Annotated in this window: 13 protein-coding genes and 1 pseudogene; 10 read left to right on the forward strand and 4 right to left on the reverse strand. The window is 74.1% G+C overall.

Annotated features, from left to right (window positions below; genetic code table 11):
- Nucleotides 1-109 precede the first annotated feature (109 nt).
- The 7 genes from IE265_RS04405 to pcaDC are packed head-to-tail and all read left to right on the forward strand — an operon-like array spanning nucleotide 110 to nucleotide 6541.
- Entirely contained in the window at nucleotides 110-865 is a 756-nt protein-coding gene (locus tag IE265_RS04405) for a CoA transferase subunit A (RefSeq protein WP_190033972.1), read from the forward strand.
- The gene (locus IE265_RS04410) at nucleotides 865-1512 is read left to right on the forward strand and encodes a CoA transferase subunit B (protein ID WP_190033973.1); all 648 of its coding nucleotides are present in this window, start codon (nucleotides 865-867) and stop codon (nucleotides 1510-1512) included. The genes IE265_RS04405 and IE265_RS04410 overlap by 1 nt, the downstream gene beginning before the upstream one ends.
- Nucleotides 1509-2711: a thiolase family protein gene (locus tag IE265_RS04415; protein WP_190033974.1), complete on the forward strand. Its 1203-nt coding sequence runs from the start codon at nucleotides 1509-1511 to the stop codon at nucleotides 2709-2711. The genes IE265_RS04410 and IE265_RS04415 overlap by 4 nt, the downstream gene beginning before the upstream one ends.
- A gap of 14 nt (nucleotides 2712-2725) precedes the next feature.
- On the forward strand, nucleotides 2726-3502 hold the full coding sequence (gene pcaH / locus IE265_RS04420; RefSeq protein ID WP_190033975.1) for a protocatechuate 3,4-dioxygenase subunit beta: 777 nt from the start codon (nucleotides 2726-2728) through the stop codon (nucleotides 3500-3502).
- Nucleotides 3499-4062 carry a protocatechuate 3,4-dioxygenase subunit alpha gene (pcaG, locus tag IE265_RS04425; protein ID WP_190033976.1) on the forward strand — a complete coding sequence of 188 codons (564 nt, stop codon included), beginning with the start codon at nucleotides 3499-3501 and terminating at the stop codon, nucleotides 4060-4062. The genes pcaH and pcaG overlap by 4 nt, the downstream gene beginning before the upstream one ends.
- Nucleotides 4059-5399: a 3-carboxy-cis,cis-muconate cycloisomerase gene (gene pcaB, locus IE265_RS04430; RefSeq protein ID WP_190033977.1), complete on the forward strand. Its 1341-nt coding sequence runs from the start codon at nucleotides 4059-4061 to the stop codon at nucleotides 5397-5399. The genes pcaG and pcaB overlap by 4 nt, the downstream gene beginning before the upstream one ends.
- Nucleotides 5396-6541 (forward strand): bifunctional 3-oxoadipate enol-lactonase/4-carboxymuconolactone decarboxylase PcaDC, encoded by a 1146-nt coding sequence (gene pcaDC / locus IE265_RS04435; protein ID WP_229916027.1) that lies wholly within the window; start codon nucleotides 5396-5398, stop codon nucleotides 6539-6541. Before pcaB ends, pcaDC begins: the two co-directional genes overlap by 4 nt.
- Nucleotides 6542-6586: 45 nt before the next feature.
- Here the strand turns inward: pcaDC and IE265_RS04440 are convergent.
- Nucleotides 6587-9262, reverse strand: a pseudogene (locus tag IE265_RS04440) (ATP-binding protein).
- Nucleotides 9263-9930: 668 nt separating this feature from the next.
- On the opposite strand from IE265_RS04440, the gene IE265_RS04445 reads away from it, so the two are divergent.
- Nucleotides 9931-10875, forward strand: a complete 945-nt coding sequence (locus tag IE265_RS04445; protein WP_190033978.1) for a DUF2510 domain-containing protein — start codon at nucleotides 9931-9933, stop codon at nucleotides 10873-10875.
- A 323-nt stretch (nucleotides 10876-11198) separates the two neighbouring features.
- Here the strand turns inward: IE265_RS04445 and IE265_RS04450 are convergent, their stop codons facing one another.
- Nucleotides 11199-11822 (reverse strand): TetR/AcrR family transcriptional regulator, encoded by a 624-nt coding sequence (locus IE265_RS04450; protein WP_190033979.1) that lies wholly within the window; start codon nucleotides 11820-11822, stop codon nucleotides 11199-11201.
- Nucleotides 11823-12043: 221 nt separating this feature from the next.
- Between IE265_RS04450 and IE265_RS04455 the strand changes: the two genes are divergently transcribed.
- Nucleotides 12044-12883, forward strand: a complete 840-nt coding sequence (locus IE265_RS04455; RefSeq protein ID WP_190033980.1) for a phosphatase PAP2 family protein — start codon at nucleotides 12044-12046, stop codon at nucleotides 12881-12883.
- Nucleotides 12880-13902, forward strand: a complete 1023-nt coding sequence (locus IE265_RS04460; RefSeq protein ID WP_190033981.1) for a DMT family protein — start codon at nucleotides 12880-12882, stop codon at nucleotides 13900-13902. Before IE265_RS04455 ends, IE265_RS04460 begins: the two co-directional genes overlap by 4 nt.
- Before the next feature lie 69 nt (nucleotides 13903-13971).
- Here the strand turns inward: IE265_RS04460 and IE265_RS04465 are convergent, their stop codons facing one another.
- Together IE265_RS04465 and IE265_RS04470 are read right to left on the reverse strand one after the other, a co-directional pair.
- Nucleotides 13972-14805: an LURP-one-related family protein gene (locus IE265_RS04465; protein ID WP_190033982.1), complete on the reverse strand. Its 834-nt coding sequence runs from the start codon at nucleotides 14803-14805 to the stop codon at nucleotides 13972-13974.
- Nucleotides 14806-14859: 54 nt separating this feature from the next.
- A complete protein-coding gene (locus IE265_RS04470; RefSeq protein WP_190033983.1) occupies nucleotides 14860-16926 on the reverse strand; it encodes a phosphocholine-specific phospholipase C in 2067 nt (688 codons plus the stop codon).
- Nucleotides 16927-17095: the final 169 nt, after the last annotated feature.

A 17095-nucleotide genomic window follows, 5' to 3' on the forward strand; every position in this document is an offset into this window, starting at 1 on the left:
GGTCTTGACGGCCACCGACAGGAATGGCAGCGTGTTGAAACCTCGAAGAAATACTCAGTGCCCTGACTAACTGGGCAGCTCTACGTTCGGGAGAGATGGGGCTTCGCAGATGGACAAGGTGGTCGCCACCGCCGCCGAGGCAGTGGCCGATGTACCGGACGGCGCGACCCTGGCGGTCGGCGGCTTCGGCCTCAGCGGCGTCCCTGACGTACTGATCCGGGCGCTGTACGAGCGCGGGGTGTCCGACCTGGGAGTGGTGTCCAACAACTGCGGGGCCATGGAGTCCGGCCTCGCGGTGCTGCTCGCGGCGGGCCGGATCGCCCGTGTGACGGGGTCCTACATCGGCGCGAACAAGGAGTTCGCCCGGCAGTACCTGGCGGGGGAGCTGGAGGTCGAGATGATCCCGCAGGGCACGCTGGCCGAGCGCCTGCGGGCGGGCAGCGCCGGCATCCCGGCCTTCTACACGCCGGCCGGGGTCGGTACGCAGGTCGCCGACGGCGGTCTGCCCTGGCGCTACGACGGCGAGGGCGGGGTGTCGCTCGCCTCGCCGCCGAAGGAGGTGAGGGAGTTCGACGGCAAGGAGTACGTGCTGGAGCACGGCATCCGCACCGACTTCGCGCTCGTCCGGGCCGCCCGGGGCGACCGGCACGGGAACCTCGTCTTCAACAAGTCCGCGCGGAACTTCAATCCGCTGGCCGCCATGGCCGGCCGGGTGACCGTCGCCGAGGTGGAGGAACTCGTGGAGCCGGGCGGGATCGACCCGGACGCGGTGCACCTGCCGGGCATCTTCGTCCAGCGCGTGGTGGCCCTGACGCCCGAGCAGGCCGGCGACAAGCGGATCGAGAAGCGGACGGTGAGCCGGTAATGGCCTGGAGCAGGGAAGAGATGGCGGCGCGGGCTGCGCGTGAACTGCGCGACGGGCAGTACGTGAACCTCGGCATCGGTCTGCCGACGCTGATCCCCAACTACCTCCCGGCGGGCGTCGAGGTGGTCCTGGAGTCCGAGAACGGCATCCTGGGCACCGGCCCGTACCCCGACGAGGACCAGGTCGACCCGGACCTCATCAACGCCGGGAAGGAGACCGTCACCGTGCTGCCCGGCGCCTCCTACTTCGACTCCTCGCTCTCCTTCGGCATGATCCGCGGCGGGCACATCGACGTGGCCGTGCTCGGCGCGATGCAGGTCTCCGCCGGGGGCGACCTCGCCAACTGGGCCGTACCGGGCAGGATGATCACCGGCATCGGCGGGGCGATGGACCTCGTGCACGGCGCCCGGACCGTCGTCGTGGTGATGACCCACACCGCCAAGGACGGTTCGCCGAAGATTCTCCGGGAGTGCCTCCTGCCCCTGACCGGCAAGGCCTGCGTCGACCGCGTGATCACCGACCTCGGCGTGCTCGACGTCACCGCCGGCGGACTGGTACTGATCGAGACCGCGCCCGGCGTGAGCACGGACGAGATCGTCGCCAGGACAGCAGCCCCACTCCACCTCCCCGAGGAGCACCCGTCGTGAAGGACGTCTACATCGTCGACGCAGTCCGCACCCCGTTCGGCAAGTACAACGGCGGCCTGGCGGGCGTCCGCCCGGACGACCTGGCCGCCCACGCCATCCGTGAACTCCTCGCCCGCACACCGGACCTGGACCCCTCGCGGATCGAGGACGTGTACTTCGGGAACGCCAACGGCGCCGGTGAGGACAACCGCAACGTGGGCCGGATGGCCGCGCTCCTCGCGGGCCTGCCCACCTCGGTGCCCGGGGTGACCGTCAACCGCCTGTGCGCCTCCGGCCTCGAAGCCGTCATCCAGGCGGCCCGGGCCGTCGCGTGCGGCGACGCCTCGATCGCCGTCGCGGGCGGCGTCGAGTCGATGACCCGCGCCCCCTACGTCCTGCCCAAGAGCGACAGGGCCTTCCCCACCGGGCACACCGAGCTGTACTCCACCACCCTCGGCTGGCGCATGGTCAACCCGAGGATGGAACCCCGGTGGACCGTCCCGCTCGGCGAATCGGCCGAACTCATCGCGGACAAGCACAAGATCACCCGCGAGCAGCAGGACGAGTTCGCCCTCGCCAGCCACCGCAAGGCGGCCCGTGCCCGGGCCGGCGGGCTCTTCGACGCCGAGACCGTGCCCGTGTCCGTCCCCCGCCGCAAGGGCGACCCGGTCGTCGTCGACGCCGACGAATGCGTGCGCGCGGACGCGTCCGCGGACGCGATGGCCCGTCTGAAGCCGTCCTTCCGCACCGAGGACGGCACCGTCACGGCCGGCAACGCCTCGCCGCTGAACGACGGCGCCGCCGCGCTGCTCGTGGTGGACGAGGAGGGCCTGCGCGCGACCGGGCGCGAGCCGCTCGCCCGGGTGCGGGCCACCGGTGTCAGCGCGCTGGACCCGCACTACTTCGGGCTGGCCCCCGTCGAGGCGGTGAACCGCGCCCTCGCCAAGGCCGGCCGGACCTTCGACGACGTGTCCACCCTCGAACTGAACGAGGCGTTCGCCGCCCAGGTCCTCGGCTGCGTCGCCGAGTGGCCGGAGTTCGACCCCGCGGTCCTCAACCCGCAGGGCGGCGCCATCGCGCTCGGCCACCCCCTCGGCGCCTCCGGCGCCCGTCTCGCCGGCACCGTCGCCCACCAACTGGCCCGCAAGGGCTCGGGAGTCGGCGTCGCCACCCTCTGCATCGGCGTCGGCCAGGGCCTCGCCCTCGTCCTCGAACGATAGGAACCGCCCCCACCATGGCTCTCACCCAGTCCGACATCGACGTCGAGATCAAGGACCTCCAGGACGCGTACGACAAGGCGGTCGCCGGCGGCGCCCCGGTCGAGCACCACGCCCGGCGCGACTACGCCCCGTACCGCAGCTCCCTGCTGCGGCACCCGAAGCAGCCGCTGGTCGCGGTGGGCGGGGGCGACCCGGAGACGGTCGAGCTGTCGGGGCCGGTCTTCGGGGTCACCGACATCACCGAGCACGACAGCGATCTGACGCTCCAGCACCGCGGCGAGCCGATCGGCGAGCGCATGACCGTCTCGGGCCGGCTGCTGGACCGCGACGGCCGTCCCGTGCGCGGCCAGCTCGTCGAGGTCTGGCAGGCCAACGCCGCAGGCCGGTACGCCCATCTGCGCGAGCAGCACCCGGCACCGCTCGACCCCCATTTCACCGGTGTGGGCCGCACCCTGACGGACGATCATGGACGGTACGCCTTCACCACCGTCAAGCCGGGCCCCTACCCGTGGGGCAACCACGCCAACGCGTGGCGGCCCGCGCACATCCACTTCTCCGTCTTCGGATCCGCGTTCACCCAGCGGCTCGTGACGCAGATGTACTTCCCCGGCGACCCGCTGTTCCGGTACGACCCGATCCTGCGGTCCGTGACGGACGAGGCGGCCCGCGACCGTCTGGTCGCCACCTACCGGCACACGCTCTCCCGGCCCGGGTTCTCCCTGGGCTACGAGTGGGACATCGTCCTCGACGGTCCCTCCGCCACCTGGATCGAGGAAGGCCGCTCCGCATGACCGAGAGGTTGCTCCCCACCCCGTCCCACACCATCGGCCCGTTCTACGGGCACGCGCTGCCCTTCCCGGACGGCGGCCGGGTCGCGCCGCAGGGCCGGCCCGACGCGATCACCCTGCACGGGCACGTGTACGACGGCGAGGGCCGGACCGTCCCCGACGCCCTGCTGGACTTCTGGCAGGCGGCACCCGACGGCTCGGTGACGGGCGCCCCGGGCTCGATGCGCCGCGACCCCTCGACGGGCGGGTTCGCGGGCCGCGACGGCGTCGGCTTCACCGGCTTCGGCAGGGTCCCCACGGACGCCGACGGGCACTACGCGCTGCACACACTGATGCCGGGCAACGCGGGGCTGCCGTACATCAGCGTGTGCGTGTTCGCGCGCGGGCTGACGCACCACCTGTTCACCCGCGCCTACCTCGCCGACGGCACGGACCCGCTGCTGGACGCCCTCCCGGCCGGCCGGCGGGGCACGTTGCTCGCGGCCGGGGGCCCGCACCGGACGTACCGTTTCGACATCCGCCTTCAGGGCGAGGGCGAGACGGTCTTCCTGGAGTTCACGTGACACCTGCCGAACCCGCATGCACCGACGCCGGTCTGCTCGCCCCCGGGCGCGCCGGCTCCCCCGCCGAATCGGCGACCGGCGACCTCGCCTTCCTGCGGGCGCTGCTCGACGCGGAGGCGGCACTCACGCGCGCGCAGGCCTCGCTCGGCCTCGCCCCGGCGGCGGCCGCGGACGCCGTCACCGGGGCGGCCGACGTGTCGCGCTTCGACGTCCGCTCCCTCGCGCTGCGCGCCCGAACGGGCGGCAACCCGGTGATCCCGCTGGTGGCGGACCTGACGGCGGCGGTCGGCGCCGAGCACGCCCCGTACGTCCACCGGGGCGCGACCAGCCAGGACATCATGGACACGGCCGCGATGCTGGTGGCCGTGCGCACCCTGGACCTGGTCCTGGCGGACCTCGCCCGCGTGGAGGCCGCGCTGGAGCGGCACGCCCGCGAGCACCGGGACACGGCCATGCCGGGGCGCACGCTCACCCAGCACGCCGTACCGACCACGTTCGGCCTGAAGGCCGCCGGCTGGCGCGCCCTGGTGCTGGACGCCCGCGACCGCCTCCGGGCGGTACGGGACGCGCTGCCCGCCCAACTCGGGGGCGCCGCGGGAACACTGGCGGCACTCGGCGCGTACGGGGCACCGGACCCGACGGCCGTCGTCGAGGCCTATGCCGCCGAACTCGGGCTGCGAGCACCGGAGTTGCCCTGGCACACGCTGCGTACGCCGGTCGCCGACCTCGCGGGCGCGCTCGCGTTCACCGCGGGTGCCCTCGGCAGGACCGCGGCGGACGTCCTCATCCTGGGCAGGACGGAGATCCGCGAGCTGAGCGAGGGGACGGGCGGCGGGTCCTCCGCCATGCCGCACAAGGCGAACCCGGTCCGCGCCACCCTCGTCGCGGCCGCCGCCCGCCGGGCGCCGCAGCTCGCCGCCACGCTGTACGGGTCCCTGGCGGCGGAGGACGAGCGGCCCGCCGGTGCCTGGCACGCCGAATGGGAGCCCCTGCGGGACCTGCTGCGCCTGGTCGGCGGCGCCGCCCGCGACGCGGTCCCGCTCACCGAGGGCCTCCGGGTGCACCCACAGGCCATGCGGGACCACCTCGGCCTCACCCACGGACTGATCGTCTCCGAGCGGCTGTCGGCGGAACTCGCCCCCGTGCTCGGACGCGCCGGAGCGCGGCACCTGCTGACGGAGGCCGCCCGGCGGGCCACCTCCGAGGACGTACCGCTGGCGGAAATCCTGGCCGGGGAGCCCGAGTTGAAGGGCGTCGACCTGACGGACCTCACCGACCCCGCCCAGTACACCGGCTCCGCTGGAGCCCTCACCGACCGTGCCCTGGAGCGACGTTGACCACCCCCACACCCCGTGCCGACGGCAAGGTGCCCCACCACCGCGCGGAGGGGCCCGCCACGGCTCCGCCGCTCCTCCTGGCACCCTCCCTGGGCACCTCGACGGCCCTGTGGGACAAGGTGGCGCCCGAACTCTCCGTCACCCACCGGGTGGTGCGCTGGGACCTCCCGGGCCACGGCCGCTCCCCCGCCGCGCTGATCGGACCCGGCGCGACCGTCGCCGACCTCGCCGCGCTGGTCCTCGCGCTCGCCGACTCGCTCGGCCTCGACCGCTTCTCGTACGCGGGTGTCTCGCTCGGCGGCGCGGTGGGGCTGCATCTCGCCGTCCACCACCCGGAGCGGATCGACCGGCTCGCCGTGGTCTGCTCCTCCGCCCACTTCAACGGTCCTGGGCCGTGGCGGGAGCGGGCCGCGAAGGTACGGGCCGAAGGGCTGGACGAGTTGGCCCGCGGGGCCCACGCCCGGTGGTTCACCCCCGGCTTCACCGTGCCCGCGCTGGTGGAGGACCACCGCACCGCCGACTCCGGGGCGTACGCCGCCTGCTGCGACGCGCTCGCGGCCTTCGACATCCGCGAACTGCTGCCCCGCATCGTGGCGCCCACCCTGCTCGTCGCGGGACGCGAGGACCCGGCGACCCCGCCCGCGCACCTGCGCGAGATCGCGGACGCGGTGCCCGGCGCCGCGCTCGTGGAGATCCCGGGCGCCTCGCACCTCGCCCCGGCGGAACGCCCGGAGGCCGTCCTCGCGGCGCTGCGGGCGCACCTCGGCGGGGACGCTGGACTGGGCATGGAGGTCCGGCGGCAGGTTCTGGGCGACGCGCACGTGGACCGCGCGCAGGAACGGCAGTCGCCGTTCACCGCGCGCTTCCAGGACTTCATCTCGCGCTACGCGTGGGGCGAGATCTGGACCGACCCGACGCTGTCCCGCCGTGAGCGCAGCATGATCACGCTGACCGCGCTGGTCGCGCACGGCCACTACGACGAGCTGGCGATGCATGTGCGCGCGGCCCGCCGCAACGGGCTGAGCCCGGAGGAGATCGGCGCCGTGCTGCTCCAGACCGCCGTCTACTGCGGGGTCCCGGCGGCCAACTCGGCCTTCGCCGTTGCCCAGCGGGTCCTCGCCGAGGAGGAGGCGGCCTCGTAGCGGGCCTGTTCGGGCGGGCCCGCCGGCCACCTCCCGGGCGCCGCCTCAGCGGGCCACGAGACCCGAGTCCAGCGCCTCCCTCGCCCTGGCCACCAGGCCGTCCGCGCCGCAGGAACGCGCCAGCGTCAGACCGCGCTTGATCTCGGTGACGGAACGGGAGGCGATGCCGTACTCGACCCGGGCCGCGGCGTGCTCGTACGCGCAGGGCGACGCCTCCAGGTAGGCGACGGCCTGCGCGAGGAGCGCGACCGACCGCTGCCCGGTCTCCAGGGCGGCGGCGCAGCGCAGGGCTTCGCCTATGGCCGTGTCGGTGCCGAACCGCTCTGCCTGCGCGCGGGCGTCGGCGGCCACCGCCGCGGCGCGCCGCGGGTCCTCGGCCGCGAGCGCGCGGGCCAGGTCGCCCGCCCAGGGCGCCATCACCGTGTTGTGGCCGCCGCGGGCCCCGGAGATCTTCTCGGCGGTCTCCAGTTCGTTGACGCCGTCCTCGAACCGGCCGGTGGCGATCAGCAGACGGCCCCTTATCGAGTGGGTGTCCGGCAGCACGATCGTGGAGGGATGGGGCGGTTCGAAGGAGTACCGCTCCGCGATCTCCTCGGCCGCCGTGACATGGCCGCGGGCGAGCAGGGTGTCGATGAGCATGCACGCGGCGGACCAGTGCATGGGCAGCCCGCGGCCCACCCGGTCGGCCAGCCGCAGCGCCTCGCGCAGGAAGCCCTCCGCGTCGACGAGCCGGCCGCGCCTGCGCAGCACGTACCCGCCGAAGGCGTGCGCGAGGGCGAGGTGGCCGCCGCTCCAGCCCGCGGACTCGTACGCGCGCTGCGCCTCCGTGAAGAGGCTCTCCGCGCGGTCGAGACGGTCCACGTAGGTGTACGAGATGCCGAGCATCATGAGGAGCTCGAAGCTCCACTCGGTGTCGGTCCAGCCGAGCCCGGGCGCGAGACGGCCGTTGACGAGGGCGCGGTCGCACAGTTCGGCGACCTCCTGGGCGTTCTCCCCGCGGGTCATGGCGTCGAAGGCCCGCAGGATCAGCAGGGCGCGCTCGGAGTTGTCGCGGCCCGTCAGCGGCTCGACCAGTTCGGCGAGGCTGCGGGAACGGCCGGAGGCGTCCTCCTCGCCCGCGTGGATGCCCTCCCACATGTAGTGCACCGCCTGGAGGCGCATCCGGGCGGGCCCCGGCTGCAGCCGGGCGGCCTCCGCGTCGACCGTGGAGACGGCCTCCTCCAACTAGTCGTTGTGGACGAGCGCCTGCGAGAGCCGGCAGACCGCGTCGACCCGCAGTTCGTCCTCCAGCCCGTGCACGGACAGCGCTTCCCGCAGATGCCCGATCGTCGTGGCCGGCGAGGTCAGCAGCGTGGCGCAGCCCAGTTCGTAGAGCACGCGCGCGTGGACCTCGGGCAGCGGGGGCTCCAGCAGGGCCCGCTCCAGGCAGCGGCGGGCGGCGTCCGGGGCACCGACCGCGAGGTGTTCGCCGGCCGCCTCGCGCATCTGCTCCACGAGCTCCGGGTCGTCGTCCGGGTGCACCTCCAGCAGATGGCGGGAGGCCGCGGCGGCACCGAGCCCCGACGCGGTCACGACCGAGGCGGCGACCCCGTGCATGGCGGTGCGCAGCGCGTCCGGGATCGACCGGTAGACGGCGCTGGCGATCAGCGGGTGCACGAACTCCAGCTCCCCGTCCGCCGTCCGGCCGTCCGACGGGTCGACTCCGGTGAGAATGCGCGCCGCGTTCAGGAGTTCGGCGCAGTGCTCGGCCTCGTCCCGCTGCATGCCCGCGAGTTCGGCCGCCAGGTGCAGCGAGATCTGCGTGCCGAGGATCGCCGCCGCCCAGGCGAACCGTGTGGCGTCCACACCGAGGCCCTCGAGCCGGTCGACGAGTCCGCGGCCTCGCGCGGAGCGGTTGAGTGCGCGCAGTTCGGGGGCGGAGTCCTCGGTGGGTTGGAGGTCGGTGTCCTGGACCTTCGCGAGGAGTTCCACGGTCTCGTAGGGGTTGCCGCCGGTGACCGCCCAGACCTCGCGGCAGAACGGGCCGTCCGCGTGCGCGCCGAGCGTGGCCCGCGTCAGCCCGGCCGTCGCGTCCGGGGTGAGGGCGCGCAGGGCGGGCAGTGACCGGGCCGCCGCGCCGATCGCCGCGAGATGGCGGGCGCCGTCCGCGGTGGCGTCGCCCGGGCGCCGGGCGACCACGACGAGGACCGGGAGGTCGTCGAGCCGCTCGGTGAACGCGGCGAGCCAGTGCAGGGTCTCCTGGTCCGCCCAGTGCGCGTCGTCGACGAGCAGGACCAGCGGCCACTCGCGCCGGGCGAGCCTGCGCACGGCGGCGACCAGGCCGTCGCACACGCCCTGCGGGTCGGCCTGCCGGGCGCCCGGTTCCGCTATGCCGAGAGCGGGGCCCGCGATGTCGTACCAGTCGCCGAAGTACTCGCGCGCCTCGTCCGGCATGAGCGCCACGAGAGCGGGCTGGAGCAACTGCCGTACGACATTGAAGGGAACGGACGTGATGGTCTCGCCGCCGCGCGCGGACCACACCGTGCAGCGGCCCTCCGCCATCCTGCGCACCTCGGCGAGCAGGGCGGTCTTGCCGATGCCCGCCTCTCCGGTGAAGACCAGCAGGCTGCCGGCGGCGGATCCCGCGCACAGGGCGTCGACGGCCTCGGCGACGGCGGCGAGTTCCGCGTCGCGCTCCCAGAGGGGTGCCGAGGCGGCCGTCCCCGGCCGTGCCTCCGTCATCCCGCTACCTCCCCAGGTCGCCCAAACGACGTACAGGCATCGAGCCTAGCCCTCCGGGCGCCGCCGTGGAGCCCCGTCGCGTCACCTGTTGCCGCGACGGGTGACTGCCGCGGCGCGAAGGCGACGAGTCCCGCCGCCGACCGGCGCGGCAGCGGGTGACGGGCCGTCAGAAGGAGCGGTCGGGGGTACGGATTCCCGGCCGCCGCCCGGGCGGGGGAGCCGCCGGCCAAGCCGTCCCGGGCGCACCGGCACCGCGGGGTACGCGGGGCCCGGCACCGGAATCAGTCCCCGGTGCCCCGCACCAGGCTCCGACCTCGCCGCCGGCTCCGGCTCCGGCTCCGGGCTACAGCTACGGGCTCCGGGCTACGGCTCCGGGCTCCGGGCTCCGGGGCCACCCGAGCCCGAACCCGGACACGGGCTCGGCGGAGGCCCCACTGCCACAGGTACGGGCGGCGCAGGCACCACGGCCGCAGACAAAGGCACGACCCCAGGCACAGGCACGGGCACGGGCGCAGGCACGGACGCCGGCGCAGGCGGTGGCAGGGACACAGGCACAAGCCCTGCAACCGGCTCCGGGGTCCGGCTCCGGTGCGCCCCGGAAGGTCACGAAGTGCGGAAGACCGGGGTCCTCTCATCCGGCTTTCACCCACGCCTCATACGGTGGACCCATGACGCAGGCGACTCCCCCCGGCTGGTACCCCGACCCCGGGCAGACGATCAACGGCCCCGCGACCCAGCGCTGGTGGGACGGCAGGGCATGGACTGACCAGACGCGCCCCGCGGACTCGGCCGCCGCATGGGGTCCCCCGGCGTACGCGCCCGGCGCCACGTACCCCGGTGCCCCGCCCCGCGGGCGCCGCGGGGTGCGCACGGCGATAGCCGTCGCCGCGGCCGTGGCCGTGCTCGCGGGCATCGGCGGCGGTGTGTACGCCCTGACCGCCGACGGCGGTTCGGGCGGCGGCCGGGACGACGCCCGGCCGACGCCCACCCGGCCGGGCGGCCCCCCGGGCCAGGAGGACGGTCCGGAAGGCGGCCCCGGCGGCGGCGAGAGCGGTTCGCCGCAGCCGCTGCCCTCCGAGGACGGCTTCGCCGCGGACCCCGTCAACGGCATCAGCCTGCCGGTTCCGGACGGCTGGAGCGGCGGGCCCCTCCAGGTGGGCGCGCAGGTGACGTCCAAGGACTCGTACAAATGCCCCGGCGACACCTCCGCCACCTGCACCCGCGGCGGCGCCTACTCCGCCCCCGCGCTCGCGCTTGAGCTGAAGGCGACGACGGCGGAGGCCGCCGCGAAGGAGGACATCGCGAAGAACGCCGAGGAGTCGTACGGGGGCAAGAGCTACGGCGGCCTCACCTCGCACCAGGAGCTGTCCTCCAGGGCCGTGACGGTGGCCGGGCAGAAGGGCTACGCGGTCCGCTGGAAGGTGGTCACGGACAAGGGCGCCGACGGCTACGTCGAGTCGCTGGCCTTCCCCGCGCCTGCCGACGCGAAGCGGATCGTCGTCGTGCGGTTCGGCATCGACGTCGGCGCGAAGGCGCCGAAGCAGTCCGTCATCGACGAGATCACCAAGGGCATCAAGAAGTCCGCCGTCGCCGGCAGCGGACAGGACGTCTGACCACCGGACCGGAACCGGGAGGACGGCCGCCGCCCGACACCGCGGCGGCCGGTCTCCCCCCGGCCCCGCAGTACCGGCCCCAGCACCGCCCCGCCGGGGCCGGGAACCGGCTTCCTCCACGACGGCCCCGTACGCGCCCGACCGCCGGTCCGCCGCCGGTCCGCCGCGCCCCTCCACGGCCCCCGGAACGCCGGACGGCCGGGTGGGGCGCCTCTCCGCTCAAGAGGAACCCCACCCGGCCGGGCGGTGCGCGCCGCCCCCGTCCCCACGGTGCGGCGCGAGCAGGTCACCGTCCAGTCATCCCGTGGACGGCGGCCTGGGTCTCAGGTGGGCCCGGACAGTCCGAGCGCGGGCAGCAGGGCCGCCTCCACATAGCGGACCAGGTAGTCCGCGTCCGCGTAGCGGCCCTCCAGGACGGGCCGTACGCGCATGATGCCGAGCAGTTGCGCCGGCACGAACTCCAGCGCCGGGTGGTCGGCGGCGATCTCGCCCCGGTCGACCGCGCGCCGCACCATCTCCCGCAGCGCGCCCAGCTCCGGCTCGACCAGCGCGTCGCGCAGGGCGCACTGGAGCTCCTCGTCCTGCACGATGGCCTGGCCCAGCGCCTGCAGCAGGCGCGTGTCCTCGTCGGACCGCTCCCCCGCCGCGCGCGCGGCGGCGCACAGGTCGCCGGCGAGCGAGCCGGTGTCGATGCCGATGAACTTGGGGCAGTGGTTGGCCCTCAGCGCGGCGGCCACGAACTGCGGCTTCGTACGCCACTGCCGGTAGAGCGTCGACTTGCTGCACCGGGTGCTGGCGGCGATGCCCTCCATGGTGAGCGCGTCGTAGCCGCAGGCGCGGATCTGGTCGAGCACGGCGTCGAAGAACTCCTGCTCACGCTCGGGCGTGATCTTGGAGCGGCGCGAGGCGGCGACCGTCTCCGGTCCGTCCGCTGCCTGCGACGTCATGGCGCTTCTCCTCGCTCGTGCCGGTGCCAGGTCCGCTTCCCGGTGGCGTACCCAGTGTGGCGTACGCCCTATCGATACGCCAGTGTACCGGAACGCGAACGTATCGGTACACTGGCGTACCGATGAGCCGTGGAGCGGACCCACCCCATCCGTCGAGTGGATCCGCTCCTGGGCTCACCACGCATCAGTACACGTGAGACCGTCAAGCAAAGGGGCCGGGGATGGAATGGCGATCCGAGCCTGCGCAGAAGGGGACCACCGCGATACGGCGGCCGCCCCTCGTCCGTGAGGTCCTGCTCGTCGCGGGACTCTTCCTCGTCTACAAGCTCGGCCGGCAGCTGGCCACCGGCCACGGCCCGGAGGCCCTCGGCAACGCGCACCGGGTGTGGGACCTGGAGCGCGCCGCGCACCTGCCGGGTGAGCGCGGCGTGCAGTCCGCGCTGCTGCACGGCGACACCCTCGTGCACGGGGCCAACACCTTCTACGCGACGGTCCACTTCCCCGCGACCGCGGCCTTCCTGGTCTGGCTGTACCTCCGGCGGCCCGGGCACTACGTATGGGCCCGCCGGGTCCTGGCCGTGGTGACCGCGGCCGCACTTGTCTGCCATCTCGCGTTCCCGCTCGCGCCGCCGCGGATGCTCGCCGCGACGGGACTGGTCGACACCGGTCAGGTCTACGGACCCACGGTCTACGGCGCCTCCCCGGAGGCCGACCCGCTGTCGAACCAGTTCGCGGCGATGCCGTCCCTGCACTTCGGCTGGGCGCTGATGGTGGCGGTCGGCCTGATCGTGGCGACGCGCTCGCGGCTGCGGTGGCTGTGGCTGCTGCACCCGCTGCTCACCCTGCTGGTGATCGTCGGCACGGCGAACCACTACTGGCTCGACGCGATCGTGGCCGCCGCGCTGCTCGGCACCGCGCTCGCGGTGATCCGCCCGCCGCTGCCGGCCGCGCGGCACGGCGGGGTCGCGGCCGGCGGGAGGGGCACCGCGGCGCCCGTACGGAGCGGCTCCGGCGGGCCCGCCACGCCCAGGGGCCCGGAGCTCGTGGGAGCGGGACGATGAGCGCCACCCTCGCCGCCGTCGTCCTGTCCCTGTTCTCGTCCGTCGCCTACGCGGCCGCGGCGGTGGCCCAGGAGCGGCTGGCCGCCCGGACCGCCGGCCCCGGAGTGCTGCGCCTGCTCGGCAGCGGCGCCTGGTGGTGGGCGGTCGGGCTCAACGCGGCGGCCGCGCTGCTGCACGTGGCGGCCCTCAAGTACGGACCGCTCACCCTGGTCCAGCCGCTCGGGGCGCTCACCCTGGTCGCCGCGGTGCCGCTCGGCGCCCGGATGGCCGGGCGCCGGGTCGGCGCCGTGGAGTGGCGCGGTACGGCACTGACACTGGCCGGGCTCGCCGCGCTGCTCGTCACCGCCTCGGGGCCGGCGCCCGACGACGTGCTGAGCGTTCCCGAGGCGCTGGCCGTGGCGGGGGTGACGGCGGCTCTCATCGGCGCCCTCACCCGGCGGGCGCGTCCCGGTCTGCGGCACGCGGGCGCGTCCGGGGTCGCCTCGGGCGTGGCGTCCGCGCTCACGCAGACCGTCACCGTCGCCGCGACGGACCGCTCGGGTCCGCTGCTCGGCGTCGAGGTGGTCGCCGTGGCCCTGCTGGTGGCGCTCTTCGCGGCGGGCGGCCTGCTGCTCTCGCAGACCGCGTACAAGGGCGGCCTGGGCGCGCCGCTCTCGGTGGTCACGCTGGCCAACCCCCTGGCCGCCGCCGTGATCGGCCTCTCCCTGCTGGGCGAACGGCTCCGGGGCGGTGCCCCGGGACTGCTGCTCGCCCTGGCCGGGGCGGCGGTCGCGGCGTGCGGTGTGGTGACCCTGTCGCGCTGGGCGCCGGAGCCGGCGGCCGGGACGGCCGGGACGGCGGGGGCAGCCGGGGCGGCCATGGCGGCCGGAACACGGGGTGCGGACCCCGGCGACGAGCATCCGGTGGCCGCAGTCCTCGCGCTGGACCCCGGGCCGGCCCCTTCCGAGCCGTCGCCGACCGTCCGGCAGCCGGCACCGCCTTCGCCCTCGCCCTCGCCCGGGCACCTCACGGCGCACTGACGGACCGTACGACGGGGGCGGGCCGGAACGCTCAGCGCGTTCCGGCCCGCCCCCGTCGTGTGCGCCCGGTCAGCCCAGACCGCGCGAGTCCTGCTTGAGCGCGGTGTCGACCGTGAGGGCCGTCGCCACCACGAGGCTCAGCAGGGGCTCGGGCAGCTGGTAGTGGATCTGCAGGACGTAGTTGTCCGCGGTCGTGAACATCGTCTTGGCGAGCCCCTCCCAGGTCTTGGTGATCCGGGCGACCTCGTTGTCCGTGTGGTCGACGATCGCGAAGTTCCACGCCCGCCAGTTCTCCGCCTTGACCGCGCCGAGCTGCTGCCCGTTGGCCGTGATCGCGAAGTTGATCTTCCCGAACATGTTCTGCTGGGCTATCTCGCCGACCGGCGTACCGTCCGGACGCGTGACGACGACACGCGACTTGAGGAACTTCCGGGGCCGGGTCAGCAGGAGCTGCGGCGTGCCGTGGGCGTCGCGGATCTCCAGCCTGTGCGTCATGAACTGGTCGAGGCTGGCGAAGAAGCGCAGCACCTTCTTCAGGACGCTCTGCCCGACCTGCACCACGGAGCCGAGCTGGTTGCCCTGCTGGTCCATGACCTTGTACTCGTTGGTCAGCTCGATCAGCTTGGCCTTCTGGTTCACCACCAGGACCGGCTCGGTGAACAGGGAGCCGCCGCCGGCCGCGTGGGGCGCGACCCCGGCCTGCTGGTGCACCTGCTTCTGCACACGCGGATCGGGGCCGGCCGCCTGCTGCGGGACGTGCGGGGCGGGCTGCGCGGGGGCCTGGCCCTGCCGGCCCGCGTCGGTGTGCTGGGTCCACTGGGCGCCGTCCCAGTAGCGCTGCGTCTGCGGCGCACCCTGAGGATCCGGATACCAGCCTGCAGGTGTGTTCGAATGCGTGGTCACCGGGGCACACTACCCCGGGCCCGCAGGTACCTGACAGGACGGGTCATGCGGGACTCATCCCTCCCGCCGGACGGCGGCGATGGCCGGGTCGCTGACCCCGGACCGGCCGTTCTCGACGTGTCCGGCGAAGCGGCGCAGGAAGGAACGGTCGGCGTCGGACACGACGGTGACGTCGTACCAGCGTCTGCTCGCCGACAGGTCCACGGTGTGCCGCACGGTGGCGCCGGGCCGCACCCGGACCGAGCGCGGCCTGCCGCCGTAGCCGTCGGTGAGCCTCAGGTTCACGGCGGTGGAGCCCCGGTTGGTGAGGGTCAGCTCGACGTCGTCGCCGGTGTGCCGCGCGGTGACCTCGGGCCCGGCCGCTCCGCCCGGTCCCCTGAAGGTCCGCAGGAAGCCGTTCGGCCCGTGCACGGTCAGGTCGTACGAACCCTCCGAGTGCGCGCAGTCCCAGGTGTCCGAGACGCTGTGCCCGGCCCCGGTGGTGTAGGTCCAGGGTCCGTCGGCACGGTTCCCCGCGGTGACGTGGAAGGCCGCTCCCGCCTTCCTCCCCGAGGCGAGGGTCAGGGTGATCCTCCCGGTCGCCGGGTCCACCGAGCCGTCGGCCCGCGGCGCGTAGGGCAGCGGCCTGGCGGGCCGCAGTCCGCGTTCCTGCCGGGGCAGCGCGGGGTTCGCGGGCGGTGTGGGCCGGTAGTCGGGGTGGCGGTCGCCGTCCGGCGGTTCGTAGCCGTCGGTGTCGGGGAGCGCGGGCGTGCCGGCGTCCCTGCGGCTGAAGTCGAAGGCGTTGGTGAGGTCGCCGCAGACGGCCCGCCGCCAGGGCGAGATGTTCGGCTCCTCGACCCCGAAGCGGCGCTCCATGAACCGGACGATCGACGTGTGGTCGAAGGTCTCGGAGCAGACGAACCCGCCCTTGCTCCAGGGCGAGACCACGAGCATCGGCACGCGTGGGCCGAGTCCGTACACCCCGGCGGTGTGGGTCGCGCTGCCGCCGAACACGTCGAGTCCGACGTCCACGGTCGACCTGCCCTGGGCCGCGGACCGCGGCGGCTGGGGCGGCACGACGTGGTCGAAGAAGCCGTCGTTCTCGTCGTACGTGATGAACAGGGCCGTCCTCGCCCACACGGCCGGGTCGGACGTCAGCGCGTCCAGCACCTGGGAGATGTACCAGGCGCCGTAGTTCGAGGGCCAGTTGGAGTGCTCGGAGAACGCCTCGGGGGCCGCGATCCAGGAGATCCGCGGAAGCGTGCCGCCCCGCACGTCGGCCCGCAGCCGGTCGAAGAACCCCTCGCCCCTGCGCGCGTCGGTGCCGGTGCGGGCCTTGTCGAACAGGGGGTCGCCGGGCCGGGCGTCGCGGTACTTGTTGAAGTAGAGGAGCGAGTTGTCGCCGTAGTTGCCGCGGTACGGGTCGGCGATCCAGCCCCAGGAGCCGGCCGCGTCCAGTCCGTCGCCGATGTCCTGGTAGATCTTCCAGGAGACGCCGGCCGCTTCGAGCCGCTCGGGGTACGTCGTCCAGTCGTAGCCGAGTTCGTCGTTGCCGAGGACGGGGCCGCCGCCCCTGCCGTCGTTGCCCGTGTGCCCCGTCCACATGTAGTAGCGGTTCGGGTCGGTCGAGCCGATGAACGAGCAGTGGTACGCGTCGCAGACGGTGAAGGCGTCGGCGAGCGCGTAGTGGAACGGGATGTCCTCGCGCGTCAGGTACGCCATGGTGGTGGCGCCCTTGGCCGGGACCCAGTTGTCGTACTTGCCCCCGTTGTAGGCGGCGTGGCCGTCGGACCAGCCGTGCGGCAGCCCTTCCAGGAACTGCATGCCGAGGTCGTCGGCCTCGGGGTGGAACGGCAGCAGGTCCTTGCCCGTGCCGTCGGGCTGGTGCCACACGGACCGGCCGTTGTCGAGCGTCACCGGGTGCGGGTCGCCGAAGCCCCGGACGCCCCTGAGGGAGCCGAAGTAGTGGTCGAAGGACCGGTTCTCCTGCATCAGGACCACGATGTGGTCGACGTCCTCGATGGTTCCCCGGCGATGGCCGGCGGGTATCGCGGCAGCCTTGGCGATGCTCTCCGACAGCGCGGTCAACGCGGCCATGCCGCCCGCGAGTTGGAGGAATCGGCGTCGGTTCACTTCGGTCATGGGTGGCCTCTCGTCCTGACGGGTGGTGCGGGGGACTGTCGACGGGGCGGATGTGCGGGAAGCTGCGCGAAAGGAGTGTTCCAAGAGCAACAAACGTCAGGGAAGGGGCGCGTGGCGCCCACGTGAAGGACGGCGGTACGTGAGGTGCGGGCCCGGCCCGGCCCGGCGA

The sequence above is a fragment of the Streptomyces fructofermentans genome, assembly GCF_014651055.1.
GTDB lineage: Bacteria > Actinomycetota > Actinomycetes > Streptomycetales > Streptomycetaceae > Streptomyces > Streptomyces fructofermentans.

Coding starts and splice junctions, on each gene's coding strand:
- IE265_RS04410 (WP_190033973.1), top strand. CDS start 865: ATGGCCTGGAGCAGGGAAGAGATGGCGGCGCGGGCTGCGCGTGAACTG.
- IE265_RS04460 (WP_190033981.1), top strand. CDS start 12,880: ATGAGCGCCACCCTCGCCGCCGTCGTCCTGTCCCTGTTCTCGTCCGTC.
- IE265_RS04455 (WP_190033980.1), top strand. CDS start 12,044: ATGGAATGGCGATCCGAGCCTGCGCAGAAGGGGACCACCGCGATACGG.
- IE265_RS04405 (WP_190033972.1), top strand. CDS start 110: ATGGACAAGGTGGTCGCCACCGCCGCCGAGGCAGTGGCCGATGTACCG.
- IE265_RS04450 (WP_190033979.1), bottom strand. CDS start 11,822: ATGACGTCGCAGGCAGCGGACGGACCGGAGACGGTCGCCGCCTCGCGC.
- pcaG (WP_190033976.1), top strand. CDS start 3,499: ATGACCGAGAGGTTGCTCCCCACCCCGTCCCACACCATCGGCCCGTTC.
- IE265_RS04470 (WP_190033983.1), bottom strand. CDS start 16,926: ATGACCGAAGTGAACCGACGCCGATTCCTCCAACTCGCGGGCGGCATG.
- IE265_RS04445 (WP_190033978.1), top strand. CDS start 9,931: ATGACGCAGGCGACTCCCCCCGGCTGGTACCCCGACCCCGGGCAGACG.
- pcaH (WP_190033975.1), top strand. CDS start 2,726: ATGGCTCTCACCCAGTCCGACATCGACGTCGAGATCAAGGACCTCCAG.